Origin of the sequence: Kitasatospora purpeofusca (assembly GCF_034043715.1) — a bacterium.
GTDB classification, from domain to species: Bacteria; Actinomycetota; Actinomycetes; order Streptomycetales; family Streptomycetaceae; genus Kitasatospora; species Kitasatospora purpeofusca_A.
In genome coordinates, this window is record NZ_JAXCLC010000027.1 from 62950 (window position 1) to 77869 (window position 14920).

Here is a 14920-nt window from a genome sequence, read left to right on the forward strand (position 1 = left end):
CTTAGCCGCTTAGCCGCGCACAGCACAGCACCACGGCCACGGGCCCGCTCCGCACCCTCGGAGCGGGCCCGTGGCCGTTCGGCGTTCCCCGGCGGCTACCGTCGGGCGCCCGCAGTCGTTGTTCTGCTGCTGAGAATAACCAGTGGCGCGGCGCCCGCCCCGTCGCCTACGGTCGGTCGCATGAGCAGCAGACTGCGTGATGTGGCGGCGGTGAACGAGGGCATCGCCGAGCGGGGGAGCTACCGCGCGTCCGGGGGCGAACCCGTGGATCTGACCGAGCGCTTGGCGGCGGCCAGGGCCGGGACGGTGTCGTACGACCCGGCCGGTCTCGACGCGCTGGTCGCGCCGGGCGGCCCGGGGCCGACGGCGGGGTCCGGCACCGTCGAGGTCACGGCCGAGGGGAGCGTCCAGGCGGCCCGTCGGCTGGTCGGGGCGGGGGCGGGGCCGGTCGGAGTGCTGAACTTCGCGTCCGCGCGGAACCCGGGCGGCGGCTATCTGCGCGGAGCCCGGGCCCAGGAGGAGGACCTCTGCCGCAGCGCCCTCCTCTACACCTGCCTGCTGGAGGCGCCGGACTACTACGAGGCGCACCGTGCCTCCGGCGACCTCCGGTACAGCCACCGGGTGATCGTCTCGCCCGGGGTGCCGGTGATCCGGGGCGAGGACGGCGGGCTGCTGGCGCGGCCGTACCCGGTGACGTTCCTGACTTCGCCCGCGCCGAACGCCGGCCAGCTCGCCCTGCGGGCCGAGGACGGCGGGGTGGACGTCCGGGGCGTGCTCGCCGAGCGGGCCGAGCGGGTGCTCGCGGCGGCGGCCCGGCACGGGATCCGCGCGCTGGTGCTGGGGGCGTGGGGCTGCGGGGTGTTCCGCAACGACCCGGCCGAGGTCGCGGAGGCCTTCGAGCTGGCGCTGGCCCGGTACGGGGCGGCCTTCGACCGGGTGGTCTTCGCGGTCTGGGACCGGACGCCGGTCTCGCCGAACCGGGCCGCGTTCGAGGCCCGGTTCAGCGGCGGGGAGCAGGGATGAGGGGAGAGGGGTGAGGGGAGAGGGGTGAGGGGGTGAGCGGGTAAGGGCGGTGCCGCTCAGCTCTTCCGGGTGACGAGCAGCGTGGTGGCGGCCGAGGCGGCGGCGACCACCCCGGTGACGGCGAGGACGGCGGGCCAGGCGCCGATCCGCTTCGCCAGCGGGTGCGAGCCGCCGAAGGCCACCACGTAGAGCCCGGTCAGGGCTGCCGCGGCGGGCGCGCCCGAGCGGCGGTGCCACTGCGCGGCGGCGCCCGCGCCGGCCACGGCCAGGACGGCGCCGCCGAGCTGCCGCTTGCCGCTCCACCGGGCGGCGCCGTAGCCGCCGACCAGACCGCCCGCCGCCGTCAGTGCGGCTGGTGCGGTGGCCGTGAGCGTGTTCGGGATCCTCGCCATCGTCGGTTCCACTCCTCGACTCCAGGCGGATCCGGTGCGGATCCGCGGCGGATTCCTCGGGACTCCGGGGCGTCCGGCCCGGACTCCCCGGAGCTCCGACCATAACCCGGCACCTCCGGCGGCCCGCCGGTCGGGCGCCACTCCGCCGACCGCTCCGCCGCTCGCCCCGCTGGGCGGCTACCGCACCGCCGGCTACCGCACGGCCTGCTCGAAGGGGAGTGCGGGCGCGGCCGCCGCCAGCCGCGCCGCCGCCTCGGCCGGCGCCAGCACCCGTTCCAGCCGCAGGTCACCGGGCACCTGCTCGACGAACCGCCCGGCGGCCCAGCTCCGTTCGTACGGCTGCGGGTCCAGCACCAGCGTCCGCACGCCGTCCACCACCGGGATGTCCGCCGGCATGCCCTCGTTCCAGATCCATCCGCCGTCCGGCGCCACCAGGTTGAACGCGCCTGTCGCGATGAACCGGCGACCGTCCAGCCACCGGGTGCGGCTGAGCGCGACCACCTCGGGGTCAGGCCGGGTGCCCGGCAGGTGGCCGCCGCCGACCAGGACCTCGATCAGCAGTGTGTGCAACTGGAAGTTGTCGGTCAGGCCGTCCATCCGGAGCAGGTAGCCGGTGCCGCTCGCGCGGTGCAGGACGAGCAGCGGCTCGTCGTCGAGGGTGGCGGCCAGGTGCCGCAGGCCCTTGAGGTCGTGCCGGCCGGAGCGCTCGCGGTACCGGTCGATCAGCTCGGTGAGGACGCCGCCCACGCCGGAGTCGCGGGCCGCCCGGCGGACGGCGGCGTGCGTGCAGAGTGCGAAAGCGGCCTGCTGCCACAGCTGGAGCGTCCACCAGCCGGCCACGGCCCGGTGGGCGTGCCACCCGTCCGTCCGCCCGGGCTCGGTGATCCGCGCGTGGGCGCGACCGGGGTCCTCCCGGTCCGGATCCGGCAGCGGGTCCTCGTCCTCGTCCCCGTCCTCGTCCCCGTCCCCGTGGTCCCCCGCCGCGCTCCCGGCCGACCTCCCGTCCGCGTCCGCTCCGGTCTCCGCCCACCGCTCGATCAGCAGCAGGGCCCCGCTCAGGGCCTCGCGCAGTCCGGCGAGGACGCCGTCGGCGCAGGCCACCGGGTCGGCCCCGCGCTCCACACAGGCGCCGACCATCATCGCCAGGTGCGCCCGGGGGAACAGCGGGGTGTCCTGGAGCAGCGCGGCCAGCCGGGGGCCGACGGCCGCCGACTCCGCCTCCCCAGCGGGCCCGAACAACCCGCCCAACCGGCGCAGCGCCGCGTCGAAGCGCTCACCACCGCCGTCCGGATCCTCCGCCAGACCGGTCACGGCGGCCTCCAGGGCGGCCACCGCCCCGAGGAGAGCGGACTGCTGACTGTCCGACGGCCCGGTGGGGCGGCCGTCCTGCGCGGAATGAGGGTCGAACACCATTCGCGGCAGCATAGAGGCCCGCCGTCCCCCGGCCTCGCCCGGGTCACCGCTGCCCTGGTCGCCGCCCCGGCCCGCCCCCGCCCCGGCCGGCCCCGCCCCGCCCCGCCCCGCCCCCGCTCCCGCCCGCCGGTGGCCGGACGGCGTCCGGCCGGTGTCGACCGGGCGTCGGACCGCCGCCCGACTGGCGGAAACCCCGGCGGGAACGGGCCGTCGTCCCCCATACTCGCGCGGGTGATCGCGACCAGTACCTCCGCCGCCGGGGGAGCCACCGCCCCCGTTCCCGCCCCCGTCCTCCTCGAAGCCACCGCCGAGCCGTCGCTCCGGGCGGCGCCCTTGGAGCTCTTCCTCGATCTCGTCTTCGTCTTCACCATCACCCAGCTGACCGGCAGTCTGGCCCACCACCTCACCCCGGGCGGCCTCACCCAGGTGGTGGTGATGCTGGCGGTGATCTGGTGGATGTACGACGCCTTCATCTGGCTGACCAACGCCATGCCGCCGCGCACCCACGGCCGGCGCGGCCTGCTGATGCTGGCGATGGCCGGCTTCCTGGTGATCTCGCTCTCCGTGCCGCACGCCTTCGAGGGCAGCGGCGTCGTCTTCGGCTGGGCGTACCTGCTGGTGGTGGCCGTGCACACGGGCATGTTCGCGGTGTCGGGGGTGGCACTGGGCCCGGTGCTCCGGATGGGCGGGCTCAACCTGCTCAACACCGGGCTGGTGGTGGCCGGCGGCTACCTCACCGGCTCGCTCCAGCTGACCTTCTGGACGGCCGCCTTCGCCCTGCAGATCGCGATACCCCGGCTGGTCGACCTGCCCAGCTTCCAACTGCGCGCGGATCACTTCGTCGAGCGCCACGGCCTGGTGGTGATCATCGCGTTCGGCGAGTCGGTGATCGCGATCGGCGTCGGCGCGGGCACCGCCGAGCTGAGCGCCTCCCTGGTCGGTGTCGCGCTGCTGAGCCTGGCCGTCTGTGTGGGGCTCTGGTGGGCGTACTTCGGCCACGACGACGACGCCCGCGCCGAGCACCACATGGCCGCGCTGCCCTCCGACCGGCGCAACCGGCTCGCCGTCAGCGTCTACAACCTGGGCCACTACGGACTGCTGCTCGGGGTACTGCTGTTCGCGGCCGGGGTGAAGTCGGCGGTCGCGCACCCGGCGGCGCCGATCACCGCCGCCCAGGCGGCCGCCCTGGGCGGCGGAGTGGCGGTCTTCCTGGCCGTCAACACCGCCGTCCGCCGTACCTTCGCCCTCGGGCCCAACCTGCCGCGGCTGCTGGCCGCCACCGGCGCGGTCGCGGTCGGCACGCTGCTCGGCACCACGGTCTCGGCCCTGGCGGAGGTCGCCGCGGTGGTGCTGGCCCTGGCCGTGGCCTTCGGCTGGGAGCAGCGGAACCCGGCGCGGCGGGCGGGGCTGTCGGTGCCCGGTGGGACACTCCACGGGTGACCGAGCACAAGATCACCGAAGGCCGCTACCGGATCCGGAACGTCGCGACCGGCCTGCTGCTGGAGGTCCCCGGCGGCAGCCGGCGCAGCGGCGTCAAAGTCCTGCTCGCCCCCGAGGACGGCTCGGACGCCCAGCTCTGGCGGCTGACCGCCGTCCACCCGGGCGGCGCGCTGTTCCACGTCGAGAACGTCGCCGGCGGCAAGCGTCTTGACGTCACCGGCGCCGCGACCGACAACGGCGTGCCCGTCCAGCAGTGGTCCGCCAACGCCTTCGGCGCGCAGGAGTGGCTGGTCGAGCACCACCTCGACGCCCCCGGCACCTGCACCCTCACCAGCTTCATCAGCGGCAGGGCCCTCACCGCCCCGTCCGACCGGTCCGACCCGGTCCACCAGTGGGAGGACACCGACTCCCCGGCCCAGTGGTGGCACCTGGAACGCGAGTAGGCCCCGGCCGGCCGCGTCGCCGCGTGCCGTCCGGGGCCGGGACCGAGGGCGGACCCTACGCGGAGAGGTTGGCCCGGAGGGCGGCGAGGTCCTCGTCGGTGCTGCCGTGGGCGCGCAGGTAGGCGGGAACGGTGCCGTGGTGGTCCCGGATCCAGGCGAAGGAGGAGGCGAGCAGTTCCTCCGAGATCGGGCGGGAGACCCGCTCGGCACCGGTCTCGTCGATGTACGGGGACGGGCCGTCCAGCAGGCCGAGGCCGGTGTTGGAGAGCAGGTAGTCGGCGGTGATGTCGTCCTCGGAGGCGCCCAGCAGGGTCTGGACGATCGCGATGGTGAGACCGGTGCGGTCCTTGCCGACGGCGCAGTGGACGACGGCCGGAAGCGCGCCCGGGGTGCCGAGCCGGCGGATCGCGGCGACCAGCGACGGGCCGGCCGTGAAGGGCATGAACGGGTACAGCTCCTCCTGGCTCGCGGGCCACGGCCGGTCGGTGTCCTCCCGGTCGGCGGGCAGGGTGGGAAGGCTGAGCGTCTCGTGGTCGAGGCCGTGCCGCAGGTCCGGCCAGACCTCCGTCTCCGCCGGGCTGCGCAGGTCGATCACGGTGCGCAGGCCCAGGGCCTTCAAACGCAGGGCGCCCTCCGGGGCGAGCGTGTGGAAGGAGCCGGAGCGGAACAGCACGCCCCGGCGGAGCGCACCGACACCTCCGGCGTCGCGGAAGTTGCGTACGCCGGGGATGTCGATGAAGGAGGACGGCAGGTCGGCTTCACGGTCCGGCAGGTCGTCGGTCATGGCCCCCACCGTAAGGTCGCGGACCGCGCCAGGGGAAGGAATCCCTGGCGCGGTCCGCGACCGCCCGCGCCACCGACTCGCCCGCGCCACCGAACCGCCCGCGCCACCGAACCGCCCGCGCCACCGAACCGCCCGCGCCACCGAACCGCCCGCTTCAGCGCCCGCCGGCGACGTCCAGGAAGGCGCCCGTGGTGTACGAGGAGGCCGGCGACAGCAGGAAGAGGATCGCCTCCGCGACCTCCTCCGGCTGCCCGCCGCGCCGCATCGGCAGGTCCGGCGCGACCCGGTCGACCCGCCCGGGCTCCCCGCCCAGGGCGTGGATGCCGGTGCGGATCAGGCCGGGTCGGACGGCGTTGACCCGGATGCCCTCGTCGGCGACCTCCAGGGCCAGCCCCCGGGTCATCGAGTCGACGGCCCCCTTGGCCGCCGCGTAGTCCACGTACTCGTTGGGCGAGCCCAGCCGGGAGGCGGCGGAGGAGACGTTGACGATCGTGCCGCCCTGTCCGCCGTGCCGGGTGGACATCCGGCGGACGGCCTGCGCGGCGCACAGGAACGGTCCGGTGATGTTGGCGGCCCAGATCCGGTTGAGCCGCTCCTCGTCGATGTCCTCCAGCCGGCTCTGCCGCTCCAGCGTCCCGGCGTTGTTCACCAGAGCGGTGAGCGGCCCCAGTTCGGCGTCGACGGTGGTGAACAGCCGGGCCACCTCGGCACTGCGGCTGACATCGGCGCGGACGGCGAGCGCGACCCCGCCCTCGGCGCGGACGGCGTCCACCACCGAGGCCGCGGCGGCCTCGTCCGACCGGTAGTTGACGCAGACCCGGTAGCCCCGCAGCCCGGCCAGCAGGGCGGTCGCGGCGCCGATGCCGCGACCGGCGCCGGTGATCAGCAGTACGCCGGCCGGGTCGGGCCGGTGCGGCTGGGCGAACTCGTTCGAAGTCGACATGGTTCGTACTGTATGCCGACCCCCGGTGCCCGGCGGGAACTCCTCATTCGCCCGAATTCGCCCGCAACGCCGCGATCTTGGGCGCCCGGCTCTTCGGCGAGTCGAGGCTGAAGCCGCGCGCGTCCCCCAGCTCCGCCCGGACGAACTCCTCCGTCCGGGCCACCGCCGACCGCAGCCCGGCGTTCGACGGCACGAAGGACAGGTGGACGATCTCGGCGCGCTCGGTGTCGTACTCCCAGAAGCCGACGATCCGCCCCCGGTCCAGCACGATGTGCGTCTGCGGGTCGGCCTCGCCGCCGAAGCTCCGCCCGGCCCGGCCGGCCGGCAGCGGCCGGGCCGCGTCGGCCGGGTCGACCAGCCGGGCCAGCTCGCGGTGCAGCAGGTGGATGCCGTCGATCCCGGCCAGCAGCGTGTAGTGCGGTTCGGCCGGCACCGTGAACCCGGCGAAGGCGTCCACGAGTTCGGGCAGCATCAGCAGCTCCGAGCCGGGCGCCACCGGTACCGCGCCCGCTTCCGCGAACGCCTGCCGGGCGGTGGCGGCGCCGAAACCGGAGAACCACCGGAAGTGTTTCAGCGAGGCCGGGCCGGCCCAGGTCAGGTAGCGCCGGGCCAGGTCCGCCGTTCCGCCGCCGACCGGTTGGTCCCACCGCGCGTAGCCGTACCGCTGCTGGTCCAGACGGCCGTTGGCCGGCACCCGGCGCAGCTGCCCGCGCGACTGCATCAGCCCGAGGGCCAGCGGCAGGGTGGTGGACAGCCCGCGCTTGCGCCCCGGCTCGCCGAGCGGCCGGACGGCCTCGCCGACCGCCGCCCGGATCGCCGCCGGGTCCAGCGGCCCCGGTGCTTCGGCGAGCGCGCGGTCCACCGCCAGGCAGAGCCGCTCGACCTCGCCCGCGGTCACCCCCAGGTGCCTCGAGGCCGCCGCCACCTCGCCCTCGGGCACCGCCGCGCCGGCCGCCAGGGCGAGCGCGAAGTCCTCGGCCGGGACGATGTAGGTGCAGCCGCGCGCGGCGGGCAGCTCCTGCGCCTCCAGCCGGGACACCGCCGCGTCCACGGCCGCCCGGCCCAGCCCGGCCCGGGCGAACAGGCCCAGGTAGGGCGCCGCCCCGCCCACCGACCGGGCCCACCCGGTGGCCGCCAGCACCTCGCCGGCCGACGCCTCCGGGTGCGCGCCGTCCAGCCACTGCCGGTGCGACCACCAGGCCCGCAGCTTCGTCGTGCCGATCCCCGCCCCCGCCGCCGGACCGCCGTTCGCCCTCGCCATGCGGCCCAGTATCGGCCCGCGGGCCCGCTCGTCCCCGGAATTCGCTGGCCCGGCGCGGCCCGACCCGGCAGACTCCTGCGGACCGGCCGACGAGAGGAGCCCGATGACCACCCGGCCCACCTCCCCGTCCGTTTCCCCGCCTGCTTCCCCGCCTGCTTCCCCGGCCGTTTCCCCGCCCGGCACCGTCCTGCTGTCCGGCATCGTCGGCTCGACCGCCTACGGACTGGCGCACGCCGGTTCCGACATCGACCGGCTCGGCCTGTTCGCCGCCCCGACCACGGGCTTCCACGGCCTGCACCGCCCTGCGGAGTCGCACGTCTCCACCAAGCCGGACCGCACCCTGCACGAGGCCGCCAAGTGGTGCCGCCTCGCGCTCAGCTGCAATCCCACCGCGACGGAGCTGGTCTGGCTGCCCGACGAGCTCTACGAGGTACGCGGCCCGCTCGGCGAGGAACTGATAGCGATCCGCCGCTCCTTCCTGAGCGCCCGAGGTGTCCGCAACGCCTATCTCGGTTACGCCACCCAGCAGTTCCGCAAGCTGCTGACCCGCGACACCTCCGACCCGGCCGCCCGGGCCCGGGCCGCCAAGCACGCCCGGCACCTGGTCCGGCTGCTCGAACAGGCCGTCCACCTGCACGAGGCCGGCCACAACCTGGTCCGGCTGCCCGATCCGGAGCGCGTCCGCGCCCTCGGCGAGCGGATCGCCGACGACCCCGCCCACGCCGAACGCCTGCTCGCCGCCGCCACCGACCGCCTGGACCTCCCCGGCGTCCTCCCCGACCACCCCGACGAGCGCCCCGCCGAAGCCTGGCTGCACCGCGTCCGCGCCGCCCACTGGACACCCGCCCCGGCCGCCGCCGCGTAGCGGTCCCTGGGTTCAGGGTTCCGACCCTGGTGGCCCGCCTCGAGGGCCCGCGTCGGCACAGGCCGGCGCGGGCCCCTTCGTCGTGCGCGGGCGCCGCCGGAGGAGTGCGGCGCCGCACCCGGCGCCGCACCTGTCACCGGGTCCACCAGCGCATCGGAAGCGGATCGGAAGAGCTCCGGTTGTGGCCGCAGAAGCAGGGGGTCTGGTCGGATCGACCCGAGGGGCGGCGACCGTCGGGTCCGCGGGCCGGGGCAGGACGGCCGGGCGCACGGCCGGACGTGCCGGGTCCCGCCTCCCGATCCGTCGGTGACCGCACAGGAGGTCCGCGTTGAACGACAAGATCCCGGAGCCGTCGGTCCCGGCGGACGCACGGATCCGGGTACCGGGTGCGGCCCGGACCGTTCACCCGCCGCCGTCGCTGCTGCCTCCGCCCGGGACCGTTCGCACGGGGGTGCTGGCCGTCGCGGGGGGTTCGCTGGCGGTGCTCGTGCTGCTGCTCGGGCTGGGCGGCGGCATCTCGTTCGGGACGGACGACGGGGGCGGCATCGACACGAGCCGGCTCACCGGTGGTCCGGGCGTGGGTTCCGGGGGGTGGGACGAGCCGCCGCCGTCGCCCTCGCGGACGGTTCCCACACCCACACCCACACCCACCCGCACTCGCACACCCTCGTCCTCGTCCTCGTCCTCGTCCTCGTCCTCGTTCTCGGCCACGGCCACGGCCACGGCCACGGCCACGGCCTCGGTCACCCGGACGCCTTCGCCCTCGGTCTCGCCGTCGTCGTTCTGGTTCGACGGGTCGCCGTCATCTTCGCGGTCCGCTTCCGCGACGGCGACAACGACGGCCACGACCGCACCGACCGGGGCCGCCCGACCCGACGCGGTGCTGAGCGACTACTTCGCGGCGGTCAACACCGGGGCCTTCCGCACGGCTTGGCAGCTCGGCGGGCGCAACCTCGGCGGCGACTACGACACCTTCGTCGCCGGCTTCGACGGGACCACCTCCACCACGGTGAGTGTGCTCTCGGTCGACGGCGCCGCGGTCACCGCGACGCTGGAGGCCCGGCAGACGGACGGCACGGTCCGGCGCTTCCGCGGCGTCTACACCGTCACCGACGGTGCCATCGCCAAGGCGACCGTCACCCGGACGGGATGACGGCGGACCGGTACACAGGCGCGACGACTCCCCGGCCGCCCGCCGCCCGCCGCCCGCCGCCCGCCGCCCGCCGCCCGCCGTCCACTGGCCGCGGCAGGACCGGACCCCTCCACGACAGCGACAGGAGCTCTGAACGACGGATGACCATCCACGGCGCCTCCCTCGCCGCGCCGCCGCCACCCCCGCCCCCGGGCCAGGACCGGCCCGCCGGCCCGCCGGGGGTGGACGCCCGTAGCCGGGCCACCAGGCTGCTCGCGGCGGGTACCTACCTCTCCCCGGACTACCGCCGTGCGGTGATCAGGGAGCTGCTGACCAACCGGGCCCGGACGGTCGCCCCGTCGTTCGGCTACGACGCCGTCCCGGTGCTCGCGCACGCGCTCGCGGCCCGCGCGCTGCAGCGCAACGCCTGGGTGTACCTCGGGGTCGGGGCCGTCCTCCTGTTCGTCCTCGCCGGCACCGGCGTGATCGGCGTCCTCTCCTTCCTCCTGCTCGTCCTCTGGCTGTGCTGGTCGGCCGACTACCTGCGACGGGTGGCCACCCTGCACACCCTGATCACCAGGCTCAAGGACGGCGGGCCGGGCGGGTTCGACGGCGGCCGTCCGTCGGCCGCCCTCCTCGACGACGAGCTCGTCGGGAAGATCGACCGTGAGCAGTCGGCCCGGGACGGCCTCGCCTACTTCGGCGGCTACCGGCCGTTCGTCGGGGCGGGCGGGCGACTGCGCCGGTGGTCGAGCGCGCAGTTGCTGCTCGGTGCCCCGGAGGACGGGGACGACCTGTCGGAACTGGTCGCCCGGCTCGCCGGCCGGACGGACCCGGCCGGACCCCAGGAGCCTCCCGGTCCGGTCGCCACCAGGCGCCGGTCCGTCGTACCGTTCGACGTCGCGGAGCTGGCCGCCTTCGTCCAGCACCATATCGCCGCCGAACTGCGGGACGAGGCGAGGGAGTCCGAGCGGATCGCGACGCTGGTCGTGGAACGCCGCAGCTACGCCCGGGCGGTCACCGTGCACGACCGGTCCGCGGGAACGGGCTGGACCCCGCTGCCCGCGATCGACGAGGAAGGGCGCGACCACTGGGCGGAGGGCTACCGCGCGTCCCGCGAGTACCTGTGCGCCCGGATCGGTTCCTGGGAGGAGGAGTTGGTCACCTCCGTGTTCGTAGGCTTCGACATCCGCGGCAACACCCTGCACACCGAGTTCCACAGCCACGTGCTGACCCCGGTGATCTCCGAGTTCCACCTGGTCGACCGGCTCCCGGAGCGGCTGGACGGGCGGCTGCTGCTGCGGGCGGCCCGGGACTCCCTGCGCCACGTGCTGGGCAGGTCCTGGCAGGTCCTGCTGCCCCTGCGCCCGCTGGTCTCGGGCTTCGCCCGGCTCCGGCGGCACTACCGGGAGGGCCGGCGCTTCGAGGTCGAACTCGTCGCGGTCGCGGACAGCAGCGAGTTCCACCTCGGCCGGTACGCGACGCTCGCGGTGAACCGCGGCGCGCGCACCAGCATCCGCGAACTGGCCTGCAGCAACGCCTACCACCACTACTTCCAGGAGTCGGACGCCGACAAGTACACCCGGATCGTGGAGCGCCGGCTGCTGCACCTCGTCGAGCGCTTCCTGCGCGAGCACCAGGTCGACCTGGCGGACCACCGGCGGAACCAGACCACCGTCCTGGCCGGCAACCACTTCGGCACCGGTGACATCGACTTCTCGCGCGACAAGCAGGTCAACCACAACTGATCCCCGCACCGCCGCCACCGGGCCGGCCGCGACGACGGCTGCCGCACGAAGACCGAGGACAAGGACACCCGACCCATGACGGATCAGGAAACGGACCGCGGCGCAGCCGTGTACGGCAACCACTTCGGCACCGGGAACATCGACTTCTCCACTGGCAAGACCGTCAACCGGGGCGCCCCCCGGCAGGCCACCGAGGGGGCGACGGAAGCGCAGGCGCCGGTCGGGCCCGAGCGGAGCCGCAACGTGTTCGTGGTCCACGGCCGCGACGAGCAGGTCCGGCGTGAGATGTTCGGGCTGCTGCGCAGACTGGGACTGAACCCCCTGGAGTGGGAGCACTTGGTGGGGGCGACCGGCCTGGCCTCCCCGTTCATCGGCGAGGTGGTGGCCCACGCGCCCTCGGTGGCCGGGGCCGCGCTCGTGCTGCTCACCCCGGACGACGTTGCCGTGCTCCACGACGACCTGAAGGGGCCCGCCGAGCCGCCGCACGAGCGGGCCCCCTCCGGCCAGCCGCGGCAGAACGTGCTGATCGAACTGGGCATGGTGCTGATGGCCTATCCGGAGCGGACCGTGATGGTCGAGTTCGGGGACGTCCGGCCGGCCTCCGACCTGGCGGGCCGCAACGTGATCCGGTTCACCGCGGACGGGAACCCCGTCCTCGCGCTGCGGAAGGTGGCGCAGCGGTTGGAGGTGGCCGGCTGTCCGGTGGACGACCGGGGCGGTGACTGGCTGGACACCGAGCCGTTCCGGGACCTCGGGGCCTACCGCCGCAGGGGCTGACCCCGCGCGGGACGGACCGGCCCGGCCGCGGCGCCCCACTGCGGTCGGGCCGGTGCCGGTCGCCGCGGTCGCCGGTCGGTGCCGTCACCCACCGTCCCCGTCCCCGTGTCCGGCGCCGTCACCGGCCGGCCAGGCCCTCGGCCATGCTCCGCAGGAACGCCCGGACTTCCGGCACGGAGACGTTCGCCAGGTCCGCCGGGCGCAGAACGACCCGTAGCTCCCGGCAGACCGCGCCCTCCCGGGACCGTGCGACGAAAGACATCAGGATCAGCCGCAGCAGGCTGTCCTGGTCCAGGTAGTCCATCCTCGCCAGCCCGGACCCCACCAGCGGCATCGCCACGCAGTCGGTCCGGGCCCGCCGGTCGACGGCGTCCCAGAGCCGGTTGAGGCCGAACCAGAGGTCCTCCACACCGGAGGACGCCACCAGGTCGCGGCCCAGCCTGCTGTAGGCGGTGGCGAAGACCAGCCGGGGCGGCCCGCCGAGGACGGCCACGGTGCCGAGAGGGTAGCGGTCGAGTTTGCCGAGCGGCTTGTCCGCCCTGAGCTCGCGGGACCGCGGGGCGACCGCGGCCAGGGCGGCGGAGAGTTCCGCGTCCAGCCGGTCGAGGTCCCCGTCGTAGCGCCGCCGCAGCAACTGGGCCTGCACGCTGTCCTGGTGGATCAGCCGCCCGTCCGCCGGAGCGGTGTCGAAGGTGTCGCAGAAGCCGACCACGAGGTGCCCCGGAGCGGCGAAGAGGTCACCGGCCTCCACCACCACCGTGGTGTCGGGCCGCCGGAACTCCTGCCGCACCACCGGGACCGGACGCGCCCGGTACGCACCCCAGAGCACGCAGACCCCGGCCGAGCCCGTGGTCACCCAACCGGGAGCGGGCAGGCCGTGGGGAAAGAGCGGTCCGGCGAGCTGGCCGGCCACCGCCACCCCACCGAAGGCGGTCGCGGTGCTGCGCAGGAAGGCGGACGCGGTGCGCCGGGACACCCGCGCAGCGCCCGGCAGTCGGCGGATCATACAACTCGCCGATCATCAACCAGCCTGCCCAGCAAGGTGGTTGCTATCCTGCTCGGTGCTTCGAGGGAGGCGGCTCCCGGCCGCGCCCGAGGCAGGTGGGGGTTCCGATGACGGGTGTCCGGGTGAGCGTGCTGGGGCCGGTGCGGGTGGAGTCCGACGGGGTGCCGGTCCGGCTCACCCCGCTGACCAGGCGGTTGCTGGTCCGGCTGGTGGCGGCGGACGGCGAGGCGGTGCCGGTCCACCGGCTGCGCCGGGACGTCTGGGGCGGGCAGGCCGACCTCCCGGGCCAGGGCGCACGGGGCCGCAACGAGGTGCACAAGAGGGTGGTCGAACTGCGGCGCGCATTCAGCGGGGGCGACCCGGTGTCCGGTGCGCGGCTCCTGCGCACCGAGCAGCTGTCGACCGCGCGCGGCTCGGAAACCGCCTACCGGCTCAGCCTCGCGCCGGCGGAGCTCGACTGCGCCCGCTTCACCGAACTGGTCAACGAGTCCTTCCGGGTCGGACCGGCGATGGCGGCCTGGCAACTGGAGGAGGCGCTGGGCATGGTCCGGGGCAGACCGCTGGCCGAGGCCGCCGACGAGGAGTTCGCCGAACCTCTGATCCGCCGGCTCACCGGCCTCCAGGACACCGCCCGCCGAGAGTTGATCTCCTGCCGGGTCAGACTCGGCCGGCCGGAGCTCGCGCTGCCGGTCGCCGAGGCGGCGGTCCGGGAACGTCCGGACGACCCGTCCTGGGTTTCCGAACTCGGCCGGCTGCGCACCAGGCTGCGCGGCCGCTGGGACGACGAACTGCTGCGCGCCGCACTGCCCGACCGGGCGGTCGAGGTCGTGGTGGTCTGCGGCGACCTCTTCGACCAGGAGGACGCCAACCTGGTGGCGGGCTTCACCGACACCTTCGACACCGAGATCGACCAGGACGTCGTGATCAGCCGGTCGAGCATCCAGGGGCAGCTCGTTGAACGGCTGTTCGACGGTCGCAGCGAGCGGCTGGACGCCGAGCTGGAGCGGGCGTTGAGGCCGGTGTCGGCGGTCGAACGGGAGCGGAGCCGGGACAAGCCCCGCGGGCGCCGACTGCGCTATCCGATCGGGACCACGGTGGCGGTGCCGCACGGCCGCCGGCAGGTCTTCGCGACCGCGTACTCGCGGCTGGGCAACGACATGGTGGCCCGGTCGCGTCCGGAGCACCTCGGGTCGGCCCTGGACCGGCTCTGGGAGGCGGTCGCCCTGCACGGGCGGTACCGCCCGGTCGCGGTGCCGATGCTCGGCTCCGGCCTCGCGCGGATCGTGGACCTCGACCGGGGCCGGCTCGCCAGGATGATCGTGGAGTCCTTCGTCCGGGCCTGTGCGGACGGCACCCCGGTCGCGCCCGAGCTGCGGCTCGTCGTGCACCCGGACGATCTGCGCCGCACGGACCTGCTGGAGCTGGAGCGCTTCCTGCGGGACCCGTACGGGCGGGGTTGACGACCGGGCCGGTACGGCGGCGTTCCGCGGCCTGCGCCTTCGCATGCTGCTCCTCCCGCCGGGGTGGTGGGCGGGAGCGGACCTCGCCGTCCCCCTGCGTGGTCGCGGTCCGCCCCGCCTCCGGGTGACAGCACACCAGTCCGGCCGCTTCCGGGGAAAGACGCCGCCGCTTCCGGCCCGCTTCCGAAGCGGTGCCCACCGCCGTTCCGGTCGCGGGCGGACGCGCCAGTGGC

Annotated in this window: 15 protein-coding genes; 8 read left to right on the forward strand and 7 right to left on the reverse strand. The window is 75.2% G+C overall.

Annotated elements, in window-relative coordinates; genetic code table 11:
• Positions 1-180 precede the first annotated feature (180 nt).
• Positions 181-1023, forward strand: coding sequence for a TIGR02452 family protein (locus SM793_RS16255; protein ID WP_320438887.1), 843 nt, complete (start codon positions 181-183; stop codon positions 1021-1023).
• A gap of 56 nt (positions 1024-1079) precedes the next feature.
• Here the strand turns inward: SM793_RS16255 and SM793_RS16260 are convergent, their stop codons facing one another.
• The gene (locus SM793_RS16260) at positions 1080-1415 is read right to left on the reverse strand and encodes a hypothetical protein (protein WP_320438888.1); all 336 of its coding nucleotides are present in this window, start codon (positions 1413-1415) and stop codon (positions 1080-1082) included.
• Between the two features lie 192 nt (positions 1416-1607).
• Entirely contained in the window at positions 1608-2828 is a 1221-nt protein-coding gene (locus tag SM793_RS16265) for a hypothetical protein (RefSeq protein WP_320438889.1), read from the reverse strand.
• 231 nt (positions 2829-3059) lie between these two features.
• On the opposite strand from SM793_RS16265, the gene SM793_RS16270 reads away from it, so the two are divergent.
• Together SM793_RS16270 and SM793_RS16275 are read left to right on the forward strand one after the other, a co-directional pair.
• Entirely contained in the window at positions 3060-4268 is a 1209-nt protein-coding gene (locus SM793_RS16270; protein WP_320438890.1) for a low temperature requirement protein A, read from the forward strand.
• The gene (locus SM793_RS16275) at positions 4265-4711 is read left to right on the forward strand and encodes an RICIN domain-containing protein (protein ID WP_320438891.1); all 447 of its coding nucleotides are present in this window, start codon (positions 4265-4267) and stop codon (positions 4709-4711) included. The genes SM793_RS16270 and SM793_RS16275 overlap by 4 nt, the downstream gene beginning before the upstream one ends.
• Positions 4712-4766: 55 nt before the next feature.
• On the opposite strand, the gene SM793_RS16280 is transcribed toward SM793_RS16275, so the two are convergent.
• From SM793_RS16280 to SM793_RS16290, 3 genes are all read right to left on the reverse strand, one after another.
• Complete coding sequence (locus SM793_RS16280; RefSeq protein ID WP_320438892.1) at positions 4767-5495, reverse strand: tyrosine-protein phosphatase; 729 nt, start codon at positions 5493-5495, stop codon at positions 4767-4769.
• Positions 5496-5649: 154 nt separating this feature from the next.
• The gene (locus tag SM793_RS16285; protein WP_320438893.1) at positions 5650-6438 is read right to left on the reverse strand and encodes an SDR family oxidoreductase; all 789 of its coding nucleotides are present in this window, start codon (positions 6436-6438) and stop codon (positions 5650-5652) included.
• A 43-nt stretch (positions 6439-6481) separates the two neighbouring features.
• Positions 6482-7699, reverse strand: coding sequence for a DNA glycosylase AlkZ-like family protein (locus SM793_RS16290; protein WP_320438894.1), 1218 nt, complete (start codon positions 7697-7699; stop codon positions 6482-6484).
• A 103-nt stretch (positions 7700-7802) separates the two neighbouring features.
• On the opposite strand from SM793_RS16290, the gene SM793_RS16295 reads away from it, so the two are divergent.
• Positions 7803-8564, forward strand: a complete 762-nt coding sequence (locus SM793_RS16295) for a DNA polymerase beta superfamily protein (protein ID WP_320438895.1) — start codon at positions 7803-7805, stop codon at positions 8562-8564.
• 402 nt (positions 8565-8966) lie between these two features.
• On the opposite strand, the gene SM793_RS16300 is transcribed toward SM793_RS16295, so the two are convergent.
• The gene (locus SM793_RS16300; protein WP_320438896.1) at positions 8967-9410 is read right to left on the reverse strand and encodes a hypothetical protein; all 444 of its coding nucleotides are present in this window, start codon (positions 9408-9410) and stop codon (positions 8967-8969) included.
• A 34-nt stretch (positions 9411-9444) separates the two neighbouring features.
• On the opposite strand from SM793_RS16300, the gene SM793_RS16305 reads away from it, so the two are divergent.
• From SM793_RS16305 to SM793_RS16315, 3 genes are all read left to right on the forward strand, one after another.
• Positions 9445-9717 (forward strand): hypothetical protein, encoded by a 273-nt coding sequence (locus tag SM793_RS16305; protein ID WP_320438897.1) that lies wholly within the window; start codon positions 9445-9447, stop codon positions 9715-9717.
• Between the two features lie 140 nt (positions 9718-9857).
• Complete coding sequence (locus tag SM793_RS16310) at positions 9858-11444, forward strand: hypothetical protein (protein ID WP_320438898.1); 1587 nt, start codon at positions 9858-9860, stop codon at positions 11442-11444.
• Between the two features lie 75 nt (positions 11445-11519).
• On the forward strand, positions 11520-12221 hold the full coding sequence (locus SM793_RS16315) for a nucleotide-binding protein (protein WP_320438899.1): 702 nt from the start codon (positions 11520-11522) through the stop codon (positions 12219-12221).
• Between the two features lie 118 nt (positions 12222-12339).
• On the opposite strand, the gene SM793_RS16320 is transcribed toward SM793_RS16315, so the two are convergent.
• Positions 12340-13227, reverse strand: coding sequence for a macro domain-containing protein (locus tag SM793_RS16320; RefSeq protein ID WP_320438900.1), 888 nt, complete (start codon positions 13225-13227; stop codon positions 12340-12342).
• A gap of 107 nt (positions 13228-13334) precedes the next feature.
• On the opposite strand from SM793_RS16320, the gene SM793_RS16325 reads away from it, so the two are divergent.
• Complete coding sequence (locus SM793_RS16325; RefSeq protein ID WP_320438901.1) at positions 13335-14687, forward strand: macro domain-containing protein; 1353 nt, start codon at positions 13335-13337, stop codon at positions 14685-14687.
• Positions 14688-14920 lie beyond the last annotated feature (233 nt).